22 protein-coding genes are annotated in these 22,366 nt (G+C 63.5%); 12 read left to right on the top strand and 10 right to left on the bottom strand.

Features of this window, described 5'->3' with window-relative positions:
• Positions 1-277 precede the first annotated feature (277 nt).
• Positions 278-2,329: an elongation factor G gene (locus tag EJ074_RS24355; RefSeq protein ID WP_095806926.1), complete on the top strand. Its 2,052-nt coding sequence runs from the start codon at positions 278-280 to the stop codon at positions 2,327-2,329.
• Between the two features lie 804 nt (positions 2,330-3,133).
• On the opposite strand, the gene EJ074_RS24350 is transcribed toward EJ074_RS24355, so the two are convergent.
• Complete coding sequence (locus EJ074_RS24350; RefSeq protein WP_095806927.1) at positions 3,134-4,030, bottom strand: LysR family transcriptional regulator; 897 nt, start codon at positions 4,028-4,030, stop codon at positions 3,134-3,136.
• A 72-nt stretch (positions 4,031-4,102) separates the two neighbouring features.
• Complete coding sequence (gene trxB / locus EJ074_RS24345; RefSeq protein ID WP_095806928.1) at positions 4,103-5,077, bottom strand: thioredoxin-disulfide reductase; 975 nt, start codon at positions 5,075-5,077, stop codon at positions 4,103-4,105.
• 276 nt (positions 5,078-5,353) lie between these two features.
• On the opposite strand from trxB, the gene EJ074_RS24340 reads away from it, so the two are divergent.
• A complete protein-coding gene (locus EJ074_RS24340) occupies positions 5,354-5,830 on the top strand; it encodes an Lrp/AsnC family transcriptional regulator (protein WP_095806929.1) in 477 nt (158 codons plus the stop codon).
• Positions 5,831-5,904: 74 nt separating this feature from the next.
• Here the strand turns inward: EJ074_RS24340 and EJ074_RS24335 are convergent, their stop codons facing one another.
• The 5 genes from EJ074_RS24335 to EJ074_RS24315 all read right to left on the bottom strand — a co-directional run bounded on the left by EJ074_RS24335 (position 5,905) and on the right by EJ074_RS24315 (position 9,867).
• Positions 5,905-6,534, bottom strand: coding sequence for an HAD family hydrolase (locus EJ074_RS24335; protein ID WP_095806930.1), 630 nt, complete (start codon positions 6,532-6,534; stop codon positions 5,905-5,907).
• Positions 6,527-7,099, bottom strand: coding sequence for an SIS domain-containing protein (locus EJ074_RS24330; protein ID WP_095806931.1), 573 nt, complete (start codon positions 7,097-7,099; stop codon positions 6,527-6,529). Before EJ074_RS24330 ends, EJ074_RS24335 begins: the two co-directional genes overlap by 8 nt.
• 7 nt (positions 7,100-7,106) lie before the next feature.
• Positions 7,107-8,597, bottom strand: a complete 1,491-nt coding sequence (gene rfaE1 / locus EJ074_RS24325; RefSeq protein ID WP_095806932.1) for a D-glycero-beta-D-manno-heptose-7-phosphate kinase — start codon at positions 8,595-8,597, stop codon at positions 7,107-7,109.
• Positions 8,598-8,741: 144 nt separating this feature from the next.
• The gene (locus tag EJ074_RS24320) at positions 8,742-9,374 is read right to left on the bottom strand and encodes a LysE family translocator (protein WP_095806933.1); all 633 of its coding nucleotides are present in this window, start codon (positions 9,372-9,374) and stop codon (positions 8,742-8,744) included.
• A gap of 58 nt (positions 9,375-9,432) precedes the next feature.
• A complete protein-coding gene (locus tag EJ074_RS24315) occupies positions 9,433-9,867 on the bottom strand; it encodes a thioesterase family protein (protein WP_095807038.1) in 435 nt (144 codons plus the stop codon).
• A gap of 235 nt (positions 9,868-10,102) precedes the next feature.
• Here EJ074_RS24315 and rfaD point away from each other — a divergent pair, with 235 nt between their 5' ends.
• Genes rfaD through waaC form a run of 3 tightly spaced genes read left to right on the top strand, consistent with a single transcriptional unit; the run spans position 10,103 to position 13,046 of the window.
• A complete protein-coding gene (rfaD, locus tag EJ074_RS24310; RefSeq protein WP_095807039.1) occupies positions 10,103-11,053 on the top strand; it encodes an ADP-glyceromanno-heptose 6-epimerase in 951 nt (316 codons plus the stop codon).
• Positions 11,026-12,033 (top strand): lipopolysaccharide heptosyltransferase II, encoded by a 1,008-nt coding sequence (waaF, locus tag EJ074_RS24305; protein ID WP_095806934.1) that lies wholly within the window; start codon positions 11,026-11,028, stop codon positions 12,031-12,033. The genes rfaD and waaF overlap by 28 nt, the downstream gene beginning before the upstream one ends.
• Positions 12,030-13,046 (top strand): lipopolysaccharide heptosyltransferase I, encoded by a 1,017-nt coding sequence (waaC, locus tag EJ074_RS24300; RefSeq protein WP_095806935.1) that lies wholly within the window; start codon positions 12,030-12,032, stop codon positions 13,044-13,046. Before waaF ends, waaC begins: the two co-directional genes overlap by 4 nt.
• A gap of 290 nt (positions 13,047-13,336) precedes the next feature.
• Here waaC and greA read toward each other — a convergent pair whose 3' ends face one another.
• Together greA and EJ074_RS24290 are read right to left on the bottom strand one after the other, a co-directional pair.
• Positions 13,337-13,810, bottom strand: coding sequence for a transcription elongation factor GreA (gene greA, locus EJ074_RS24295; RefSeq protein WP_095806936.1), 474 nt, complete (start codon positions 13,808-13,810; stop codon positions 13,337-13,339).
• Between the two features lie 272 nt (positions 13,811-14,082).
• A complete protein-coding gene (locus EJ074_RS24290) occupies positions 14,083-14,625 on the bottom strand; it encodes a tetratricopeptide repeat protein (RefSeq protein WP_095806937.1) in 543 nt (180 codons plus the stop codon).
• 178 nt (positions 14,626-14,803) lie between these two features.
• Here EJ074_RS24290 and EJ074_RS24285 point away from each other — a divergent pair, with 178 nt between their 5' ends.
• The 6 genes from EJ074_RS24285 (at position 14,804) to EJ074_RS24260 (ending at position 21,048) form a co-directional block, all read left to right on the top strand.
• Positions 14,804-15,229: a DUF3775 domain-containing protein gene (locus tag EJ074_RS24285; RefSeq protein WP_095806938.1), complete on the top strand. Its 426-nt coding sequence runs from the start codon at positions 14,804-14,806 to the stop codon at positions 15,227-15,229.
• Between the two features lie 135 nt (positions 15,230-15,364).
• Positions 15,365-16,327 (top strand): extensin family protein, encoded by a 963-nt coding sequence (locus tag EJ074_RS24280; protein WP_245420390.1) that lies wholly within the window; start codon positions 15,365-15,367, stop codon positions 16,325-16,327.
• 108 nt (positions 16,328-16,435) lie between these two features.
• Positions 16,436-17,260 carry an extensin family protein gene (locus tag EJ074_RS24275; RefSeq protein WP_095806940.1) on the top strand — a complete coding sequence of 275 codons (825 nt, stop codon included), beginning with the start codon at positions 16,436-16,438 and terminating at the stop codon, positions 17,258-17,260.
• A gap of 148 nt (positions 17,261-17,408) precedes the next feature.
• Positions 17,409-18,116, top strand: a complete 708-nt coding sequence (locus tag EJ074_RS24270) for an LssY C-terminal domain-containing protein (RefSeq protein WP_095806941.1) — start codon at positions 17,409-17,411, stop codon at positions 18,114-18,116.
• 196 nt (positions 18,117-18,312) lie between these two features.
• Positions 18,313-19,626: a hemolysin family protein gene (locus EJ074_RS24265; RefSeq protein ID WP_095806942.1), complete on the top strand. Its 1,314-nt coding sequence runs from the start codon at positions 18,313-18,315 to the stop codon at positions 19,624-19,626.
• Between the two features lie 120 nt (positions 19,627-19,746).
• Positions 19,747-21,048 carry a glucoamylase family protein gene (locus EJ074_RS24260; protein WP_095806943.1) on the top strand — a complete coding sequence of 434 codons (1,302 nt, stop codon included), beginning with the start codon at positions 19,747-19,749 and terminating at the stop codon, positions 21,046-21,048.
• A gap of 143 nt (positions 21,049-21,191) precedes the next feature.
• Here the strand turns inward: EJ074_RS24260 and EJ074_RS24255 are convergent, their stop codons facing one another.
• Positions 21,192-21,797: an NADPH-dependent FMN reductase gene (locus EJ074_RS24255; RefSeq protein ID WP_095806944.1), complete on the bottom strand. Its 606-nt coding sequence runs from the start codon at positions 21,795-21,797 to the stop codon at positions 21,192-21,194.
• Between the two features lie 89 nt (positions 21,798-21,886).
• Here EJ074_RS24255 and EJ074_RS24250 point away from each other — a divergent pair, with 89 nt between their 5' ends.
• Complete coding sequence (locus EJ074_RS24250) at positions 21,887-22,279, top strand: helix-turn-helix domain-containing protein (RefSeq protein ID WP_165350004.1); 393 nt, start codon at positions 21,887-21,889, stop codon at positions 22,277-22,279.
• Positions 22,280-22,366: the final 87 nt, after the last annotated feature.

The raw sequence follows: 22,366 nt of genomic DNA, 5'->3' as shown, positions 1-22,366 counted from the left end.
ACGCTCGCCCCGGACACTGCAAGCGGTCCAGGGCGAGTCTCGCCAAACCGGCGCCGCGCGATAATACGAGCGCCCTGCGCAGCCGACAGTAAGCGCCCGCCCTGAGTGCGCAGGCAGACGCCTGACCAACCAAGCCGGCGCAGTTCCTATTTTTCTTGCCCTCCCCACGAACCCGTGTGACGATGGCATTGGGCAGGTGGTGAGTAAAAAGCCCCGCCCGCGACGGCCGAACAGGCCGGCCGCCGCTCACAGGGAAACGCCTGAGTGGAGGTCAGCCATGGGTACTCGCGCCGGAGGACGACGCACGGGACCGAAATGCATTGCCATAGTCGGTCCCTTCGCAAGCGGTAAAACGACACTTCTCGAAGCAATCCTCGCCCGCACGGGCGCCATCCCCCGCCAGAATCCCGTTTCATCGGGCAACACCGTTTCCGATCATTCGCCCGAGGCCCGCGCCCACGCCATGAGCGTCGAGGCGACTTTTGCCACCACGGAGTTCATGGGCGAGCAATTCACCTTCGTCGATTGCCCCGGCTCCATCGAATTCGCCTTCGAGGCCGAGCCGGTGCTTGCCGCCTGCGACGTCGCTGTTGTCGTGGCCGAAGCGGACGAAAAGAAGATTCCCGCCCTCCAGCTCATCATGCGCAAGCTCGACGATCTCGGCGTGCCGCGCATCCTGTTCCTGAACAAAGTGGACAAGGCGATCGCCGGCGTGCGCGAGACGCTGAAGCTGCTTCAGCCCGCGAGTTCGGTGCCATTGCTGCTGCGCCAGATCCCGCTGCGCAAGGACGGCGTCGTCATCGGCTCGATCGACCTGGCGCTGGAGCGCGCCTACGTCTACCGCGAATATGCCGAAAGCGAGGTTGCCGAAATTCCGGGCGACGAGAGGGCGCGCGAGCTGGAGGCACGCTTCTCGATGCTGGAGACCTTGGCCGACCATGACGACCAGTTGATGGAACAGCTGCTGGAGGAGATCGAGCCGCCGAAGGACGCGATCTTCGATGATTTGGCGGCCGATCTGCGCGGCGGCGCGGTGACGCCGGTGCTGATCGGCACAGCCGAGAAGGGCAATGGCGTGATGCGGCTGTTGAAGGCGATCCGTCACGACGCCCCGGATGTCGAGGCGACCAGAAAGCGCCTTGGAGCACCCGACGGCAACCAGACCGTCGTGCAGGTCATGAAGACCATCCACACGGCCCATGGCGGCAAGCTGTCGGTGTCGCGCGTGCTCTCCGGCCAGTTGGCCGACGCAGCCGAACTTTTCCTCTCCAACGGCGATTCGGCCAAGGTTTCCGGCATCTACAGGATGCTGGGCAAGGACCAGGCTAAGCTGACATCGGCCAAGGCGGGCGACACCGTCGCCCTGGGCAAGCTCGACAATGTCAAGACCGGCCAAACGCTGAGTTCGGTCAAGGGCGGCATCAAGCCGCTGATCACCCTGGAGCCGCCGCAACCGGTATTCGCCTTCGCGCTGCGCCCCAAGGAGCGCAAGGACGAGGTCAAGATGTCGGCCGCGATCCAGAGGCTTGCCGAGGAGGATCCATCGCTCAGCCTGCGCCACAATCAGGACTCGGCCGAAACCGTGCTGTCGGGACATGGCGAGATGCACCTGCGTGTCGTGCGCGAGCGCCTTGAAGGCAAGAACCAGATCCCGATCGAGGGTCACGCACCTGTGGTGCCCTACCGCGAGACGATCCGCAAATCCGCCCAGCAGCGTGGCCGCCACAAGAAGCAGTCCGGCGGCCATGGCCAGTTCGGCGACGTAGTGATCGAGATCAAGCCGTTGCCGCGCGGCTCGGGCTTCCAGTTCACCGACACCATCACCGGCGGCGTGGTGCCGAAGACCTACATACAGTCGGTGGAGACTGGCATTCGCGACTATCTGAAGACAGGCCCGCTCGGCTTCCCGGTCGTCGATGTCGCTGTCAACCTGTCGGATGGATCCTACCACGCCGTCGACTCCTCCGACATGGCATTCCAGATGGCAGCGAAGCTCGCCATGAAGGAAGGCATGGCGGCCTGTTCGCCGGTCCTGCTGGAGCCGATCATGAAGGTGGAAATCGTCACACCGTCCGATGCGACCTCGAAGATCATCGCGCTGATCCCGCAACGGCGAGGCCAGATCCTCGGTTATGACGCGCGGCCCGACTGGCCGGGCTGGGATGTGGTCGAGGCGACCATGCCTCAGGCCGAAATCGGCGATCTGATCATCGAGCTGCGCTCGGCGACGGCAGGCGTTGCCAGCTACAAGGCGTCGTTCGACCACATGGCCGAGCTGACCGGCCGCCTGGCAGACGAGGCGATGAACACCAACGGTAAGGCTGCCTGACTGATTTTGATGATGACAGGAAGACGGCGTCCGGATCCTCCGGACGCCGTTCATTTTGCGACCGTCTTCCTGTGAGGCAGATGGCAGGTCCGCCGCAGCAGGAAAAAATGGTTCGGACGCGGTAGCTGCCTGAGCCCGGCCCGTCCGAGTGATGCCCCCATCTCCCGAACTGACCAACCGCGTCCTATGCTGTGCTTAGCTGTCGGAGCGCGTCTTCGACATGTTACCCGATGTTACATGTCACTGTTACGTGGCTCTGATGGAGGCATTTTCGGTATCGTCGTGCTGCGGGCAACAAAAAAGCCGGATCAGTAAAGATCCGGCTGAGTTTGATTGGAAGTGCCGATTAGGGCTAACCTCCAGAGGGGAACACTCGGGGCGCTAATGGGAGGAGAACGCGCCCTGGAGATGAACTATATATGTGCTCATCATGCCCAAGAAACAAGCATCTATTTTGCAACACACGCATGCAAAAAGACGCAGGCTGTGGTCCAACCCATGCCGAAGACCGATAGGACCAGAAAAATCGCCGAATTCGGGGCCTTTCCGGCCCGAAAGCGATCGCTGATATGCAAGTCGACGCGGATTCTGTTCGGAAATACGCAAAATCGGAAATGATGTGGTTTCAGGCAGGTCGCGTTTATTTTTGCGGCAGCAGGGTCAGGCGGGCTCTTCCAGCCTCGGCCGCGCGCTGACCTTTGGCGCAGCACCCGCGCGGTCCCAGGCTGCAATCATGGCGGCTGGCTGACCATCATCGCATAGGGCTACGGGGGGAGCGACGAGCGGTCCGCGCCGCCTGGTATGTCAGTAAGACCAGCTGCGCGCCTTGGCGATGATGAAGTCGCGGAAGACGTGTAGTTTCGCTTGGTTCTTCATCGCATCTGGATAGGCGAAATAGGTGTCGAAGGACGGCACCTCCGTCTCGGGCAGCAGCTGGATCAGGTTGGAATCCTTGTTGATGACGTAGTCCGGCAGCATGGCAATGCCGGCGCCGCCCTGGACCGCGCGCTTGATCGACAGGATGTCGTTGATCTGCAGTGTCGGCACCCGTTGCCCGCCTTCGAAATCGCCGACGGTCTCCAGCCAGTTGAGTTCCGACAGATGCGAGGGAACGGGCACGCCGAAGGTGACGATGCGGTGATTTCTCAGCTCCGCGACCGAGGCCGGCTTGCCGAACTTCGCCACATAGGAAGGCGCGGCGTAGAGATGAAAATGCACGGTGAACAGCCGGCGCTGGATCAGATCCGGCTGCTGCGGCTGCCGCAGCCGGATGGCGCAGTCGGCCTGGCGCATGGTGAGGTCGAGTTCCTCGTTCGCAAGGATCAGCTGCAAGCTGATCTCCGGATAAAGCTCGATGAATTCCTGCACGCGCTCTGTCAGCCAGCCGGCTCCGAGGCCGACCGTAGTCGTCACCCTCAGCACGCCGGAGGGGCGATCCTTCGTCTCGGTCAGCCGCGACTTGATGGTTTCCAGCTTCATCAGCACGTCGTGGGCCGTGCGGAAGAGCATCTCGCCCTGCTCGGTCAGCACCAGGCCGCGAGCATGGCGATGGAACAACGGCACGCCGACGTCGTGCTCCAGCGCGCTGACCTGCCGCGAGATCGCCGACTGCGACAAATGCAGCGTTTCGGCGGCATGGGTAAACGACCCAGCCTCCGCCGCAGCGTGAAACACGCGTAGCTTGTCCCAGTCCAGCGCCATGATTCCCCTCTTGTTGCCTTTGGCGTCTGAATGAAAAATCAGGCTTTTAAACGGCTTTTCTCAGCCGATTGCTTATTCCGCCGCTTCGCGGTGAACCTCAATCCCGGCGAGATATTTTTCGGCCTCGAGCGCGGCCATGCAGCCGAGGCCGGCCGCCGTCACCGCTTGCCGATAGACGTCGTCGGTGACATCGCCTGCGGCGAAGACACCGGGAACGTCGGTGCGGGTAGAATTCGGCGCCGTCCACAGATAGCCGTTCGGCTTCTGCTTCAGCTTGCCGACGAACAGTTCCACCGCCGGCGCATGGCCGATCGCCACGAACACGCCGTCGATCTTCAGCCGCGAGACTTCTCCGGTCACCACATTGCGCAGGGAGAGCCCCTCGACCGAGGGCGGCAACGGGGCCTTGCCCGGCTGTCCGGTGATCTCGTCGACGACCGTATCCCAGATGACGCGCACATTGTCCTTCTTGAACAGCCGTTCGCGCAGGATCCGCTCGGCGCGGAAATCGCTGCGCCGGTGAATGACGGTGACGCTCTTGGCGAGGTTGGCGAGGTAAAGCGCTTCCTCCACCGCGGAATTGCCGCCGCCGACCACCGCGACGTCCTTGCCGCGGTAGAAGAAACCGTCGCAGGTAGCGCAGGCCGACACCCCGAAGCCCATGAAGGTCTGCTCCGAGGGGATGCCCAGCCATTTGGCCTGCGCGCCGGTGGCGATGATCAGCGCATCGGCCGTGTAGACCGTGCCGGAATCGCCGGTAGCGAGGAACGGCCGCACATTGAGGTCGACCTCGGTGATGATGTCGTTGACGATTTCGGTGCCGACATGCTCGGCCTGCTTGAGCATCTGCTCCATCAGCCAGGGACCCTGGATAGGATCGGCAAAGCCCGGATAGTTCTCGACATCGGTGGTGATCATCAGCTGCCCGCCCTGCTGCAGGCCGGCGACCAGCATCGGTTTCAGCATGGCACGGGCGGCGTAGATTGCCGCGGTATAGCCGGCCGGGCCGGAGCCGATGATGAGAACGGGAGCATGTTTGGTGTTCATAGAAAAGTCCCCTGCGGCCCAAAGCCGTGGTTTTGTCGTCGGTAATGTAAGTGTTGCCCGCCAAGCCAGCAAGGCAACTTACCTTTCGTCCCCGGAAAGCTTCCGACGTGCCTCGCGGTTCCGCGCACGATAGTTGGCAGCGCGCAGCCATGCGGAGCGCTGCCCGCCATATCGGGCAATATCGCGGCCAAGACCAGCAAAAATCATCCGCAAGGGATGGAATGCGACGCAAAGTCTAATTACAAACCGCGAAAGATTCTTGCGCGAAAGTCGACCATGCCGCTCAAAGCCGATCTCGATGCCATCGACTGGAAAATCCTGCGCGAGCTGCAGAATGACGGCCGTATGACCAATGTCGAGCTGTCGAACCGGGTCGGCATCTCGGCGCCGCCTTGCTTGCGCCGCGTCCGGCGCCTGGAAGAGGCCGGCATCATCCGCGGCTATCGCGCGCTCCTCAACGCCCCGGCACTTGGCATGGATGTCGTTGCCTTCTGCCTGATCGGTCTGCATCATCAGGCCGATGCCGAGTTGAAGACGTTTGCCGAGCGCACGCGCGGCTGGCCGATCGTGCGCGATGCCTGGATGGTGTCAGGCGAATCCGACTTCCTGCTGCACTGCGTGGCCAGCGATCTCGGCACCTTCCAGACGTTCGTCATCGAGGAGCTCGCCTCGGCCCCCAATGTCGACACGGTGCGCACCGCGCTGACGATCCGCCGCGTCAAGGACGAAGGGCTGGTGGCCTTTCCGGGCTGACTGGAGGCGCCGAGCTTCCAGCAAAAGCGCCGCAAAACCAGCGGCTTGGCGCTCGGCCCTGAATCACTATGCGATCAAAGCGCCCGTATCGCGGCGAGCAGTCCGTCGAGATCATGCGCATCGCATAATGGCGAAACGGAGAGCCCGCCCATCATCGAACCCTTGCCGTCGACCAGCCAGCCGCGTCCAAGGCCGGCGCGCTGGCCTGCTTCCATGTCGGCCGGCTTGTCGCCGACGATCAGCGAACGCTTCAGATCTATGCCGAGCCGGCGCGCAGCCTCGACCAGCATCCCGGGGTTAGGCTTCCGCATCGGATGGTCGGCGACCGCCAGCGGTCCCGAGCCGGCCTCGTGATAGGCACAGGCAAGCACCATGTCGACGGCGGCATTCCGCTCGGCAAGCAGGCCAAGCACCCGCCGGTTGACGGTCGCGAATACGTCCCAGCCGAAATAGCCCCGCGCGATGCCGGACTGGTTGGTGATCACGATAACCGGGATGCCCTGTCGGTTCGCGCCCTCTATGGCAGGCGCGATCTCGTCGCGCAGCACAATGTCGTCCGGATCGTCGGGATAGCCGGTATCGACATTGATCGTGCCATCACGATCGAGAAAGAGCGCCGGAAGGCCGGCTGGAAAGCTGCTGCTTCCGACTCGTTCGATCCAGAGGCCGGGCTCGGCGAGCGGATGGACGGCACCCTCAGCCATTGCTGAGACGCGCTTCCACCGCTTCGCACAGATGGTGATAGAGGCAAAGGTGCCCCTGCTGGATGATCGGCGTCGAGGTCGACGGCACGTTGAGCAGGATGTCGGTCAACGGCTTCAGCTTGCCGCCGGTGTCACCAGTGAGGCTGATCACCGTCATGCCCATGGCCCGCGCCTGCTCGGCGGCGGCAAGGATGCTGGGCGAATTGCCGCTGGTGGAGATGGCGAGCAGGACAGCGCCTTCCGAGCCGTGCGCCTCGACCTGGCGCGAGAAAACCGTGTCGAAGCCGTAGTCGTTGCCCCAAGCCGTCAGCACCGCCGCGTTGGCCGGCAGCGCAATGACATTGTAACCCTTGCGCTCCTTCAAGAAGCGGCCGACCAGTTCGCCGGCGATGTGGATGGCGTCGCTCGCCGAACCGCCATTGCCACAGATCAGCAAAGCCTTGCCCTGCGACAGCGCCTCGACGACGGCTGCAACCGCGCGTTCCATCTCCTCGGTGAGGTCGCGCTCGACCATCGCCGTGATCGCTGCCGCCGAGCGGACCAGATAGTCGTTCAGTTCTGACATGAAATCCTCAATTCGTGCCGCCGGCGCGCAGCTTGCCGATCGTGCCGGTCGTGCTCTTGCCGGCGACGAGGTCGACCAGCACCACGCGCCCGCCGGCCTTCTGCACCACCTCGGCGCCGACCACGGTCTCGATCGTGTAGTCAGCGCCCTTGACCAGGATGTCGGGCTTCAGCGCTTCGATCAGTTCGAGCGGCGTGTCCTCCTCGAACACGACGACCGCGTCCACGGAAGCAAGAGCCGCCAGCACGCAGGCGCGGTCGTGCTGGTCGTTGACCGGACGTCCGGAGCCCTTGAGCCGTCGCACCGAGGCATCGCTGTTCAGCCCCAGCACCAGCCGATCGCACTGGCTGCGCGCGGCGTGCAGCAGGCTGACATGGCCGGCATGCAGGATATCGAAGCAGCCATTGGTGAAGCCCACCGTCAGGCCTTCCTCCTTCCAGGCGGCCACCATCCTGGCCGCTGCGCCGGCATCGAGAACGGCGTCCTTGTGAGCGACCGGTCCGTGCGAGCGAAACAGCGCGCCGGACAGTTCTTCGACCGACAGCCGCGCCGTGCCGCGCTTGCCGACCACGACGCCGCCGGCCGCATTGGCGATGACGGCGGCATGGACGCGGTCGGCGCCCGCCGCGAGCGAAAGCGCGAAGGTCGCGATGACTGTGTCGCCTGCGCCCGAAACGTCGAACACCTCGCGCGCCTGCGTCGCGATATGGCGGGCATCTTCGGCGGTGACGACGCTCATGCCCTTTTCGCTACGCGTTGCAACGATGAAATCGAAGCCATGCGCGGCGATCAGGTCGCGCGCCGCCGCCACGATCTCGTCATCGCCAAACACCGCATGCCCGACCGCCTCGCCGAGTTCCTTGCGGTTCGGCGTCACGGCCGTGGCGCCGGCATAGCGCCCGTAGTCGCGGCCCTTCGGGTCGACCAGGACCGGCTTTCCGGCATCGCGGCAGATCGCGATCAACTCTCCGGCGACCCCGTCGAGCAGGATACCCTTGCCGTAGTCCGACAGGATGACGACGTCGGCGCGGGCGAGTGCCGCTTGGAAATGCTCGACCAGCATCGCCCGCTCGCCGCGGGAAAGCGGCTTGATCTCCTCCTCGTCGAAACGCAGCACCTGCTGGTTCAGCGCGCTGAACCGGCTTTTCGAAGAGGTCATGCGGTCCTGATGCTGCGCCAGTCCGTCGGTGTCGGCGCCGAGGTCGCCGAGCATGCGAACGAGATTGTCACCGGCTTGGTCGGCGCCGATTACCGACACCGGGATTGCCGCGCCACCCAATGAGACGATGTTGGAGACCACGTTGCCGGCGCCGCCCATGGCCAGCATCTCGCCCCGCCCATGCAGCACCGGGATCGGCGCTTCCGGCGAGATCCGTTCGATCACGCCACTGACGAAGCGGTCGAGAATGAAGTCGCCGACCACCAGCACCGTGACCTCGCCGAAGCGGGCGATGGTGCGATGCAATGGTTCCGGAGAAGGCAGATGGTGCTTGATCATCTCACTGGCATGCGCCCGAAAGGCTGGTCTGGAGTTGCAGCGCCAAAGTCGCAGCGCCGGTCGTTCTTCGCGATGCCGATATACCGCAAATCGGGCCAGCGCAACGGCGGGCCTGGGCCGGCTTGCGACTAGCTGGCAGTCGGATCAGCTCTTTTGCAGGGCAACATGAACGCCGAGGCCGACAAGCACGGCACCTCCCGCGCGCTGCATCAAGCGTTGCGCACGGCCCGAGCGCCGCAGCCGCGCAATCATCGCGCCGGCCAGCAAGACGCAAACAATGTCGGCCGAGGAGAACATCAGGTTGACGACGGTTCCGAGCACGATGAACTGCATCCAAATCGGGAACGCCGCCGAGGCATCGATGAACTGCGGCAGGAACGCCATGAAGAAGATCGCTGTCTTCGGATTGAGCACCTCGACGGCAATGCTCTCGAAAAAAGCGCGGCGGGCCGATTTCCGCTCGATGGCGGGCAGCGCCATATCGCCATCCGTGCGTTTGCGGAACATGGAGACGCCGAGCCAGACCAGATAAAGCGCGCCGACGAGCTTGACCGCCAGATAGAGCGGCGGCGCCGCATGGAACAGGACGGACAGGCCAGCGGCGGCCGCGAAAACATGCACATAGCCGCCGAGATGGATGCCCAGAGCCGCCGTCAACCCCGACCAGCGTCCGCGCGCCATGGTCTGCGCAGCGGCGTAGAGCATGGCAGGGCCGGGAATATAGGCGAAGATCGCCGTGGTGGCCAAAAACGCGATGAGCAGCTCTGTCGACGGCATCTGGTCCCTCACGATATGCCGGGCGGCGGGAGCCGACTGAAGCGGGAACTTTGCGGCCTCACTGTGGCGATGAACCGGTCCGCCCTGATTTGGCCAGAACGCGCGCCATGAACTTCTCACGGTCGATTACCGCGCGCTCGTGAAAACCTTCCCCGATCAGTCCGTTCTCGTCCCTGCACGACACCTTGAAGCGCAGCTTCCGCCCCTCCACGGCGACAAGCTCGACATCGGCGGTGACCGTCATACCGACGGGCGTGGCGGCAACGTGGCTTACGTCGACATGCGTGCCGACCGTTTTCTCATGGCTGCCAAGGAACGGACGCAACGCCTCGACGCACGCCCACTCGATGAAGCCGACCATGAAGGCGGTGGCGAAGACCGGTGGCATGTCGTTGAAGCCCGCGAAGGCCGGTGTCATGGCCGGCACCGTCAGGGAATCGTCGACCCGCACGGTTTGAAGATGGCGAAGGCCAGGCTTTAAATCGGATGTCATGATCATACCAAGGGCAAGAAGCGCACGCCGACGGTTCTTGCCGCGGCACTCGAAAGCGCCGTAGTTGCTTCGACTGACAAGCAGTTCGGCGCGCGGCAGAGCTTATGGCGCAAGCCGTTCCGCCGATCCAGCCCTACATTCGTCGTAGCCGATGGTCCGTGGCAGCGACCTTTATCGACACTACCACCGGCCTCGCCTATAAGGGCCGGATTCGGCAACGCAAGCAGAGGCCTTCATGATCATCGTCACTGGCGGCGCCGGTATGATCGGCTCCAACATCGTCGCCGCGCTCAATTCCGAAGGTCGTGACGACATCGTCGTCGTCGACGATCTGACCGATGGCCACAAGATCGCCAACCTGGCCGACCTTCACATTGCCGACTATCTGGACAAGGACGAGTTCCTGGCCCGGCTCGAAGACGGCCGGCTCGGCCGCATAGAGGCGGTTTTCCACCAGGGCGCCTGCTCGACCACCACCGAATGGAACGGCAAGTTCATGATGGAGGTGAACTATGCCTATTCGAAGCGGCTGCTGCATGCCTGCCTCGGGCTGCGCGTGCCCTTCCTCTATGCGTCCTCCGCTTCGGTCTATGGCGGCGGCAGCGAGTTCCGCGAGGAGCCTGAGTTCGAACGCCCGCTCAACGTCTATGCCTATTCGAAAAAGCTCTTCGACGACTATGTCCGCCGCAACGTGCTCGGCACCGATCATTCCCAGGTGGCGGGCCTGCGCTATTTCAACGTCTACGGGCCGCGCGAGGCGCACAAGGGCGCCATGGCCTCGGTCGCCTTTCACCTGTTCAACCAGGTCGGGCGCGGCGAAAACCCGAAACTGTTCGGCGCCTATGACGGCTTCGGCCCGGGCGAGCAGAGCCGCGATTTCATCCATGTCGGCGATGTCGCCGACGTTAATCTGTGGCTGTGGAAGCGCGGCACGAGCGGCATCTTCAACTGCGGCACCGGCCGGGCCCAACCGTTCCGAGCTATCGCCGAAACGGTGATCGGCACGCTCGGTAAGGGTGAGATCGAATTCATCCCCTTCCCCGACCATCTCAAGGGCAGCTACCAGAGTTTCACGCAGGCGGATATGTCCCGCTTGCGCGCGGCAGGATACAATGGACAATTCCGGACTGTCGAAACCGGTGTCAGAGACTATGTCGAATGGCTGAGAGCCCAACGATCCTCGTGATCGGCCCACGCTGGGTGGGCGACATGGTCATGTCGCAGTGCCTGTTCTCTGCGCTCAAAGAGCAGCATCCAAACGCCGCGATCGACGTGCTGGCGCCCGGCTGGGCGGCGCCGCTGGTCAAGCGCATGCCCGAAATACGCTATCAGATCGACTTCCCGCTGATGCCAGGCGCGCTCGAATTCGGCAGCCGCCGGCGCTTCGGCCGCCTGCTGCGCGGCCGCTACGACATCGCCTATGTGCTGCCGGGGAGCTGGAAATCGGCACTGATCCCGTTCTTTGCCCGCATTCCCCGCCGTGTCGGCCATCTCAGGGAGATGCGCTACGGCTTGCTGACCGACATCGTCCCCTTGCCTGACGCCCTCAAGCGGCGCACGGCACGCGCCTATTTCAGCCTGGCCCAGGGCGGCACGTTTCGCGCGCCGCAGTTCATAGTCGATGCGGACAACCAGGCGGCCCTGCTCGACCGGTTCGGGCTCGCTTCGGGAAAATTCGTCGCCTTGATGCCGGGGGCCGAGTTCGGCCCTGCCAAGCGCTGGCCCGGCGAATACTATGCCGAACTGGCTCGCGCCATGATGGCGAAAGGGCTCGGCGTCGCTCTGCTCGGCTCGAAGAAGGACGCCAGCGTCACCGGCGAGATTGCCGCGCTGGCGCCTGGCGCCGTCGACATCGCCGGCAAGACAAAGCTTGAGGACACTATCGACCTGATCGCCGCGGCGAAGCTCGCCGTTTCGAACGACAGCGGGCTGATGCATGTCGCGGCAGCCGTCGGCACGCCGATCGTCGCCGTCTACGGCTCGACATCGCCCGAGAACACGCCGCCGCTGAGCGACCGTTCGGAGCTGATCTGGCTCCACCTCTCCTGCTCGCCCTGCCACAGCAAGACCTGCCCGCTTGGCCATCTCAACTGCCTGAAGACGCTCGACGTCGCGAGGGTCGAAGCGGCGGCCGACCGATTGCTTGAGGTTGCGGCAGCCGCATGAGGGTACTGATCGTCAAGACGTCCTCGATGGGCGATGTCATCCATAGCTTCCCGGCCGTCGAAGATGCGCTTCAAAATTGCCCCGGCCTAAGCTTCGACTGGTGCGTGGAGGAGGCTTTCGCCGGCATAGTCGCCATGCACCCGGCGATAAAATCCATACACAAGGTAGCGATCCGGCGCTGGCGCAGGACGCTTTTCAATGGCCAGACGTGGCGCGAGATGGCCGTCCTGCGCCGCACGCTCCGCACGGCGCATTATGACCTGGTCATCGACGCGCAAGGGCTGTTGAAATCAGCGGTCGTCGCAAGACAGGCCGGCACGGCGACCGCCGGCTTCGATCGATCGAGTGCACGCGAGCCCTCAGCGACGTTGTTCTACAACCGCCGGTACGCCGTACCGCGCGACCTCCACGCCATCGAGCGCACGCGGCGGCTGTTCGGGCTGGCGCTTGGCTACGAGCCCGATCTTTCGCGCCTTGGCTCCGGCATCGTGCCGCCGCAAGGCAAGCTTCCCCTGCCCGAGGGCAGGCTTGCCTTCCTGCTCCACGGCACCAGCCGCGAAGACAAGAAATGGCCGGTGGAGGACTGGACCGAGACGGCACGGCAAATGGTGTCCCGGCACCTTACCCCGGTCGTCACCTGGTCGAACGAAGCGGAAAAGCGTGTGGCCGAGGCGATCGCCAGCGCCGCGCCAGGCACCGTGCTGATCCCCAGATCACCCCTTGTCGAGATCGCTGCCATCCTCGGCCGGTCGGCGCTGGTGATCGGGGCCGACACCGGCCTCACCCATCTCGCCAGCGCCTTCGGCCTGCCGACCGTGGCCATATTCCTGGCGACCGAGCCGGGTCTCACCGGCCCGCGCGGCCCGTACTCCTCGACCTTGCTGGCATCCGACGGCGGCAAGGTCACGCCCGCCAAGGTGATGGCTGAGGCTGAAATGCTGATGCAGCGGCAGACACTCGATCAGACGGCCGGCGCTGCCCCCCATTGCCCTACCGGGCATTTCTCCCCGTGAACGGGGAGAAAGAGGCTGGCCGAGATGCGGGCACCCATCTGCAAATGCTGAAAATTGGCGAACTCATCAACGACAGGCCCCTTCTCCCCGTTCACGCCCGTTCACGGGGAGAAGATGGCGGCAGCCAAATGAGGGCGGCGCCGGCGTTTGCAAATTGCAAAAGGACTGTAGGCCTAGAAGCGCGTCGCGCTGAAACGTATCCGGGCGGCGTGCTTTAAGTCTTTGATTTGATGCATGTCGTTGCCCCAGAACCGCTACACACTTCTGGGCGACATGCATTGGCTTTCAATTTAGATGAACTGCACCTGGACGATCTCGTAACCCCGCGCGCCGCCGGGCGCATTGACCTCGATCGCGTCGCCGACTTCCTTGCCGATCAGCGCGCGCGCGATTGGCGAGGAAATCGAGATGCGGCCGGACTTCACGTCGGCTTCCTGGTCGCCGACGATCTGATAGGTCTTCTTTTCCTCGGTGTCCTCGTCGACCAGCACCACGGTCGCGCCGAACTTCACCTTGTCGCCGCTGAGCTTCGAGACGTCGATGACATCGGCCCGCGCGATCAGGTCCTCGAGTTCGTTGACGCGGCCCTCATTATGGCTCTGCGCCTCCTTCGCAGCGTGATACTCGGCATTTTCTGACAGGTCGCCATGCGAGCGCGCTTCGGAGATCGCCTCGATGATGCGTGGACGCTCTTCCTGCTGGCGCCAGCGCAGTTCTTCCTTCAATGACGCGAACCCCTCGCCTGTCATCGGGACCTTGTTCATGTTGCCTGCCCTTTCCTGCCGCCACCCCCGCTTGCCGGGAATGGCCCTGTCGATGGGTACAAAAAGAAAACGGTCCGGCAGCCTCGGGCTAACGGAACCGTTTCACCACAATTTCCCCGAATATAGCGATCTTTTCGCGATTTTCACGCCCAAAAAACAAGTTTGGCAAAAACATCGCTGCTTTCGCAGGCTTACCCGGCGTCAATTGCAGCAGGGAACAGCAAAACCGGCTGTAATTGCTTACAGCCGGTTCGCGGGCTCCGGAGTTTCAATCAGCTTTTCAGGAAATGATCGATCTGCTCGGCCAACATCCCGTATTCGCGCGAGCCCTTGCCGGTCCGCTTCTCGATCTCGCTGAGCTGCTTCTGCGCGCCGGCAAGGTCGCCCATCTGCAGATGCGCCTCGCCGAGATATTCGCGCACCAGCGTGTAGTCGGGGTTGATGCGCAGCGCTTCCTCATAATAGCCGAGGCCGACGGTGATGCGGCCGGAGTGGCGGTGCGAATAGCCAAGATAGTTGAGGATGCGCGGATCTTGCTTGTTGGCGGCGAGCGTCAGCACCGAGATCGCCTCGTCATAGCGGCCGGCCATCGCGAGGTCGTGACCTGCCTCATAGATGCTGTCGTCATCGAGCATGCCGTACTGCGGCACGACGCATTTCTTCTTCTTCTTGTCCCAGACTTCGCCCTTCTTGCACTGGGTGGTGCCGCCACTGTTGCCGCCACCACCGCCTTCGCCTGCCGCAAAGGCGGGCGCCGCAAACAGCGGCAAGGCAACGGCAACAGCCATGACCTGAACAAGCAAACGTCTGCGCATCGAAGCCTCCTTGAGCGTGACAATGCGAGACTAACGCCGCTTTTGCTCCGTTTCATCCCCGAAAAGGCGCCGGCACCGAACTATTTTGCGGGCTTGGTAGCCGCTTTTTGTGTCCGGACGTGACGCCGGCCGCAAATCCGCTATCATCGGATCAAGCGCATCACGCGGAGAAAGGCCAGTGCAGCAGCGCCTCGAGAAGGAATGGGAGCTTTCCATCGACCCGGACACGGTGCGCCTGTTCATCCTCAAGGCCAAGGCGCTGAGCGCCGCCGTCAACGAGGATTACGACGACGGCGCCGAGCATGAGGTCGAGTTCGACGGCGACAGGCACGACAACCACCATCATGACGGCCTGATCGAGGAATCGTCGGAAGACCTCACCGGGGAAGAGTTTCGCCAACTCATCGATGACCTCAATGTCGATGAGGCGGCCGAGCTCATCGCGCTGGCCTGGGTCGGCCGCGGGGATTACGACGCCTCCGAGTGGGCGGACGCGGTGGCCGCCGCGCGTGAGCGTGTAAACAAGCGCACTGCAAAATATCTGCTTGGCCTGCCATTGCTCGCCGATTGGCTGGAAGAAGGCCTCGAAGCCATCGGCGCGTAACGCCCAAGTAATCGATTGTGATCGCTACGGCGCATCTTTACGGCAACTTCAACCCGCCGGCGCCGTTTCCGGGCGATGGCAACGCTTGGCCTTTCAGGATTCTGCAGACTGGCGCTGCGCTTGGCCGCGGCCGCCATGCTGATTTTGCCCGCGCAGGCCCGGCACCATCACCGGCATAAGAGCCATCTGCCGCCCGTCAGCCGGAATGCCACGCCGCAAATGCCGCCGACGGCGCCTATTCCGGAGCCGCGGCCCGACGCTGCCGACAGCACCGGTACGGGGACTTCTGAGCAGGGTGCCCAGCAGCAGCCGTCGACCCACGATGACTTCGTGCCACAAACGCCGGCAGTCGTTGCGACGCCCCCTGAAAAGCCGACAGAGCCGGAAGCGGAGCCTCCAAACGCGGCACCAGTGCCTGCGGAAAAGCCCCCCGAGATTGACAAGGGCGAGACTGGCAAGGACGAGAGTGGCAAGGACGAGACTGGCAAGGGTGAAACTGGCGAGGAGAAAATTCCCGCCGATCCGCGTTCAGCCGAGCTTCCCGCCGACAAGATGCCGGAGCAAGAGGTGGCATGCCGTGAACGGCTGAAAGCGCTCGGCGTCGACTTCGAGGAACACCAGGCCGAGCACGACGCCGAAATCGGCTGCTCGATCCCCTACCCTATCGTGCTGAAGACGCTCGGCAAATCCATCGCTATCGGCTCCGGCACCGAATTGAATTGCCAGATGGCCGAAGCTGCGGCGCGTTTTGCCGCCGATGTCATCCAGCCGGCGGCAAAGGCCGAGTTTGGGACGGACCTGAAGTCGATCGGCCAGGCGTCCGCCTATGTCTGCCGGCCGCGCCATAACGGCGGCAGGCTGTCGGAACACGCCTTCGGCAATGCGCTCGACATCGCCTCCTTCACGCTGTCGGACGGCCGCAAAATCGAAGTCGGTCCCGTGCCGCCCGAACAGGATGCAAAATTCCTGAACACCGTGCGCAAGGCTGCCTGCGGGCCGTTCAAGACCGTGCTCGGTCCAGGCAGCGATCCCGACCATTCGCTGCACTTCCACCTTGATCTCGAGCCGCGCCGCCACGGCGGCACGTTCTGCCAGTGAAAATCAAGAACAGTGCCGTAATTCGGCCGCAGGCATGAACGCCGGCGCTGATCTTTCCTTTACTCTTGCCGACTAGACTTGTGCCATCCGGGGACAGGATGCCTTTCGATGGCCACGAGACTTGGCGCCATGCTTGCCGTGGCGCGGCAGAACAATTGCGCCCGTATCGTCGCCGTCAGGCTGACCGCTGCGTTTGCGGTCGCGGCCGTGTCGGCCTGCACGACCGGCGACGTCTTCTCGCTCCAGCCGGCCGTCGACGTGGGCAGCCAGACAGCGGCGGTAGCCGAAGTGCCGCAATATTCCGGCATGCAGCGCCTCGTCCCGTCCGATCCCTATCTGACGACAGCCGCCTATCCGCGCATGGATGAGCCGATGTCGCCGCTCGAGCAGATGCCCGCCAGCGAGATCGACTGCCGCAACGAGTTGAGGCGTCTCGGCGTCGTCTACACCGACATCCAGCCGATCCATGAAGGCCAGTGCGGCATCGATTTCCCGGTGAAGGTCTCGGCCATCGGCAGCGTCCAGATGAAGCCGGCCGCCACGCTGACTTGCAACATGGCCGCCACCTTTGCCGCCTGGACAAGGAACGAGCTCGTGCCGGCCGCCCGCTGGCGCTATTTCTCCGGTGTCAGAACCATCCACCAGGGCTCGAGCTACTCCTGCCGCAACATTGCCGGCGAAGGCGTCCTGTCGGAGCACGGCAAGGGCAACGCGCTCGACGTCATGAGTATCGAGCTCAACAATGGCGACGACATCGACGTCCGCAAGCCCGGCCTGTTCGCATTCCGCACCCGCGGCTTTCTCAACAATGTGCGCGCCGATGGATGCCAGTATTTCAACACGGTGCTCGGCCCCGGCTATAATTACGACCACCGCAACCACTTCCATTTCGACGTCAAGTACCGCAGGAGCGGCCACCGCGCCTGCCGCTAGGAGCACGTCCGGGAAAGGGAAACGCTTAGGCTCGGCGGCCTTGCCGTAGCCCTGCGTCTGGAATTGCGCAAAAGCAAATAGTTAGAGCCCCTGCCCAATCAACCCGACGCCGCATAGAGTGGCCGGGTGTGGTCTTGGGAGTGGCCTTGTGAGCAAGCGAGGGCTGAGGCGGCGCGCAACGATCTGGCTGGTGGCGTTCTGCGCTTTCTATCTGGCGTTTGCCTATTTCGCTGCGCCGGAATTTTGGACCTGGCGGGAACGCGGCTTCCGCACCGCGCACTTCGAGATGGTGACGCACACTCCGCAGGGCATTCCCGGCGACCCGATCAATGTCGGGCTGGTCGGCACCAAAAAGGAAGTCGTCCACGCCTTTGCCGTTGCCGGCTGGGACACGGCCGATGCGGTGACGCTGAGGACCGCAATCGACATCGGCGAAAGTGTGCTGTTTTCCCGTCCCTATCCCGATGCGCCGGTGAGCCGACTGCTGTTCGAGGGTCGCGCCCAGGATCTCGCCTTCGAAAAGCCGGTCGGCGACAGCGCCGACCGGCGCCACCATGTGCGCTTCTGGCAGACCAACACGGCCGGCTACGACGGCCGTCCGCTCTGGCTGGGCTCTGCCAGCTTCGACCGCGGCGTCGGCTTCAGCCACGACACAGGCGCGATCACCCATCACATCGGTCCCGACATCGATGCCGAGCGAAACTTCCTGATCGGTGACCTGAGGGCGGCGGGCATGCTGATCTCGACCACCGAAATACCCGGCATCGGCGCCACCAAAATCGGACGCAATGGCGGCGGTGACCCTTATTTCACCGACGGCATGGCTGTAGTCGGCGTACTCAGACAATTGCCCTGATGCATGTCGCCCATAAGTGTGCCGCAGTTCTGGGCAACGACATGCATAAAAGCAAAGACCTAAGCGCGTCGCCTGGATCCGTTTCCGCGCGACGCACTCTAGCGTTTCGGGCAATTTCTTATTGGCAATGCGCAAGAATGGAAAAACATCCAAAGCGCTATTTTCGAATGCACTGCAGCAATGCTATTGACCGCGCATGCTTTACGTTGAAATCGCGATCGTGGCCGCCCTTATCTTGGTGAATGGCCTTCTGGCAATGTCCGAACTGGCCATCGTCTCGTCGCGACCGGCGCGCCTCAAGGCGATGATCGACAGAAACGTCAAAGGCGCCGGCCGCGCGCTGGCGCTCGGCTCCAACCCCGGCAAGTTTCTGTCGTCGGTGCAGATCGGCATTACCCTGGTCGGCGTGCTTTCCGGCGCCTTTTCCGGCGCCACCCTGGGCGAGCGGCTGGCTGCCTTCCTGGCATCCGCGGGCGTCCAGGAAAACATTTCCGACCCGCTTGGCGTCGGCATCGTCGTGGCTCTCATCACCTATGCCTCACTGATCGTCGGTGAGCTCGTTCCGAAGCAGATCGCGTTGCGGGACCCCGAGCGCGTGGCGGTCCGCGCCGCGCCAGCCATGACAATCCTCGCCACCGTTTCGGCGCCTCTGGTCTTCCTGCTCGATATCTCCGGCCGGGCCGTGCTCTGGCTGCTCGGCCATCGCGGCGAGTCGGAGGAGAAGGTCACCGACGAGGAGATCAAGATGCTGGTCGCCGAGGCCGAGCATCACGGCACCATCGAATCCGACGAGCGGCGCATGATCGCCGGCGTCATGCGTCTTGGCGACCGGGCGGTGCGCGGCGTGATGAGCCCGCGCACCGAGGTCGACTGGATCAACCTGCAATCGGACGAGGCAGCCATCCGGCGCCTCTTGATGGAGACCCAACATTCGCGTCTGCCTGCCGGCGACGGCAATGTCGATGCCATGATCGGCGTCGTTCAGACGCGCGATCTGCTGGCAGCGATCCTCGGCGGCAAGGCGTTGGAACTGCGCGAGCATGTACGCGCGGCGCCCATTGTGCATGACCAGGCCGACGCTCTCGACGTGCTGCAGAGGCTGAAGGAATCAGACGTGCCGATGGCGCTGGTGCATGACGAATATGGCCACTTCGAAGGCATCGTCACGCCGGCCGACATACTGGAAGCGATCACCGGCGTGTTCCGATCCGATGTCGATGCCGGCGAAGAGGAAAACGCTGTCAAGCGCGAGGACGGCTCATGGTTGCTCGCCGGCTACATGCAGGCCGACGAGATGGCAGACGTGCTGGGCATCGACCTGCCGGAGAACCGCGACTACGAGACGGTCGCCGGCTATGTGCTGTCGCATCTGCATCATCTGCCCACGACCGGCGAATGCGTCGATGCTGAAGGCTGGCGCTTCGAGGTCGTCGATCTGGACGGCCGGCGCATCGACAAGCTGATTGCCACCCGCCTGCCGGACGGCCACCGCCCGATGGCGCGGCGGTGAGCAATCGGCAAATTTGCCCGACCGTTGATCCATTGACGCGCTATGAGGCTCTGCTTTCCTCACTTATGATTGACCGGCACAAAGGTGCAAAGCGCAGCGACAGCGTCTATTTCGGCAACCATGGATGTATCGAGCGACCACCCGCTGACCGACGAGCTTCTCGCGAACGTCCAGCGCCTGTCGTTCGACTATTTCCTCAACGAGGCCAATCCGGTCAACGGCCTGGTCGCTGACCGCAACACCGCAGGATCGCCCGCCAGCATAGCCGCCGTCGGACTTGCTTTGTCGTCTTATCCGGTTGGCATCGAGCGTGGATACATGACGCGTGCTGCCGCCGTCGAGCGGACGCTCGCCACGCTTCGCTTCTTCCGGGACGCGCCGCAGGGGCCAGAGCCCGACGCCACAGGCTGCAAGGGCTTCTACTATCATTTCCTCGACATGAAGACCGGACGCCGCGTCTGGAATTGTGAGCTGTCCACAGTCGATACAGCGCTTCTGCTTGCCGGTGTCCTGGTCGCCGGTGCCTACTTCGACGGGGACGACGAATCCGAACTGGAAATTCGCCGGATTGCCGATGCGCTCTACCGCCGCACCGACTGGCGCTGGGCGCAGAATGGCGGCGCCACCGTCACCCATGGCTGGCGGCCCGAAAAAGGGTTTCTGCGCTACCGCTGGGAAGGCTATGACGAGGCGCTCATCCTCTACATGCTGGGCCTCGGCTCGCCGACCTTTCCGCTGCCCCCGGAGAGCTATGCGGCCTGGCTGTCCACCTACAAGTGGAAGAAGATCTACGGCCGGCAACTGGTCTATGCTGGTCCGCTCTTCATCCACCAGTTCTCGCACATCTGGATTGATTTTCGCGGCATTCGCGATGCCTTCATGCGCGATCACGGCAGCGACTATTTTGAGAACAGCCGCCAGGCGACCTATCTGCAGCGCGACTACGCCATCCGCAATCCGAAGGGCTTCGCCGGCTATGACGAGAATTGCTGGGGCTTGACCGCCAGTGACGGCCCGAGCCCGACGAAACGTCGAATCAGGATCGGCGGGCGCCGCTTCTACGGCTATCACGCCCGCGGCGCGCCTTTCGGTCCAGATGACGGCACCCTATCACCATGGGCGGCGATCACCTCGCTGCCGTTCGCGCCGGAGATCGTCCTGCCGACGCTGCGCTATTTCCACGAGATCGATCTGCACGAGGGCAACCCCTACGGCTTCACCGCAAGCTTCAACCCGACGATCGCCGCCATTGACGGTCGGGCCTGCGGTTGGGTGTCGCCTGACCATGTCGGCATAAATCAGGGGCCGATCGCCCTGATGATAGAGAACCATCGGTCCGGCTTCCTCTGGCAACTGATGAGCCGCGTGCCGGCGATCACCACAGGGCTGCGACGCGCCGGCTTTTCGGGCGGCTGGCTGTAGGAAAGCGCGACGAGTGAGCCCGTCGCACCCGGCAGTTTGATCGGCCGCATGCGTCATCCGGCGAGTTGGCCACTCCCCGGAAATGAAAAGGGCGGCGCAAGCGCCGCCCTGTATCCCTTGGGAGGATAAACTTGATCGGCGGCTCAGGCCGCCTTGGCTTCCGCGGCGATCGCATCGGCGGCACGGGCCGCCTTGAGCACCTTGGCCCACCAGGCAACATCGTTGATCAGAGTTGCGGCTGACTGGTTCAGATGCTCGATGTCTTCCAGCTTCTTCTCGCCCTGGCGAACGGCCAGGAAATCACCCCAGGCGATGTGGACGGCCGACTTGACCGGCGCCATCTGCAGCTCGACGGCATGCAGGCGCAGCTGCTCGACGGCGCGCGAACCGCCGACGCTGCCATAGCCGACGAAGCCGGCAGGCTTCTTGTTCCACTCATTGGCGGCATAGTCTATGGCGTTCTTCAGCACCGCTGTCGGCCCGTGATTGTACTCGGCGGCGGTGAAGATGAAGCCGTCGAACTCGGCCACCTTCTTCTGCCAGCGCTGCGCCACCTCGTTCTGCGACGGCGCCCAGGCGGAGGATGCGACCTCGTCGAAGAAGGGCAGCGGAAAGTCGCGCAGGTCGACGACTTCGACATCGATGTCGGCATGGGTCCTGGCGATCTTGGCGATCCACTGCGTCGGCACGTCGGCGAAGCGGGCGGCGCGCGTCGAACCGACGACGATGGCGATTTTGGGTTTGGACATACGGGACTCTCCTTGCGGTATTTTAGGTATCGTTTGGATACCGGCGCTATATGTGATACTGACAAAGCGCGATGCAAGGAGGCACATTTTTGTTACCGAGGCACCCGTACAACACCGAGGACTGCCGGGCCGTGTCGGAAATCCTGCAACGGGTCGGCGACAAATGGACTGTTCTGGTGGTCGGCAAGCTGGGCGGCGGAGCAATGCGCTTCAATGAATTGCGCGCGGCCGTCGGCGGCATTTCGCAGAAGATGCTGACCACCACCTTGCGTGGTCTGGAGCGCGACGGCTTCGTCACGCGAAAGGTGTTTCCAACCATTCCGCCGCGTGTCGACTACGAGCTCACCGAACTCGGGCACGAGCTGCTGGTGCCCGTCGGCGCGCTCGGCGAATGGGCGCGCAAGAACACTCAAAGGGTCAAGGCCGCGCGCGCGAAATTCGATGAAATGCAAAGCTACGGCCGTTTCTTTCCAACGACTTAGGCCTAGCGCCCTGTGCTGTATCAATCGTCTTGCGGGTTCGATGCTCCGACCTGCATAGGCCATCGGTCCGGCGTCATTCCAAGCTCC

This window comes from Mesorhizobium sp. M3A.F.Ca.ET.080.04.2.1 (assembly GCF_003952525.1).
Lineage (GTDB): Bacteria > Pseudomonadota > Alphaproteobacteria > Rhizobiales > Rhizobiaceae > Mesorhizobium.
The sequence above is the reverse complement of the archived record's forward strand: the minus strand, read 5'-3'. Positions and strand labels throughout refer to the sequence as shown.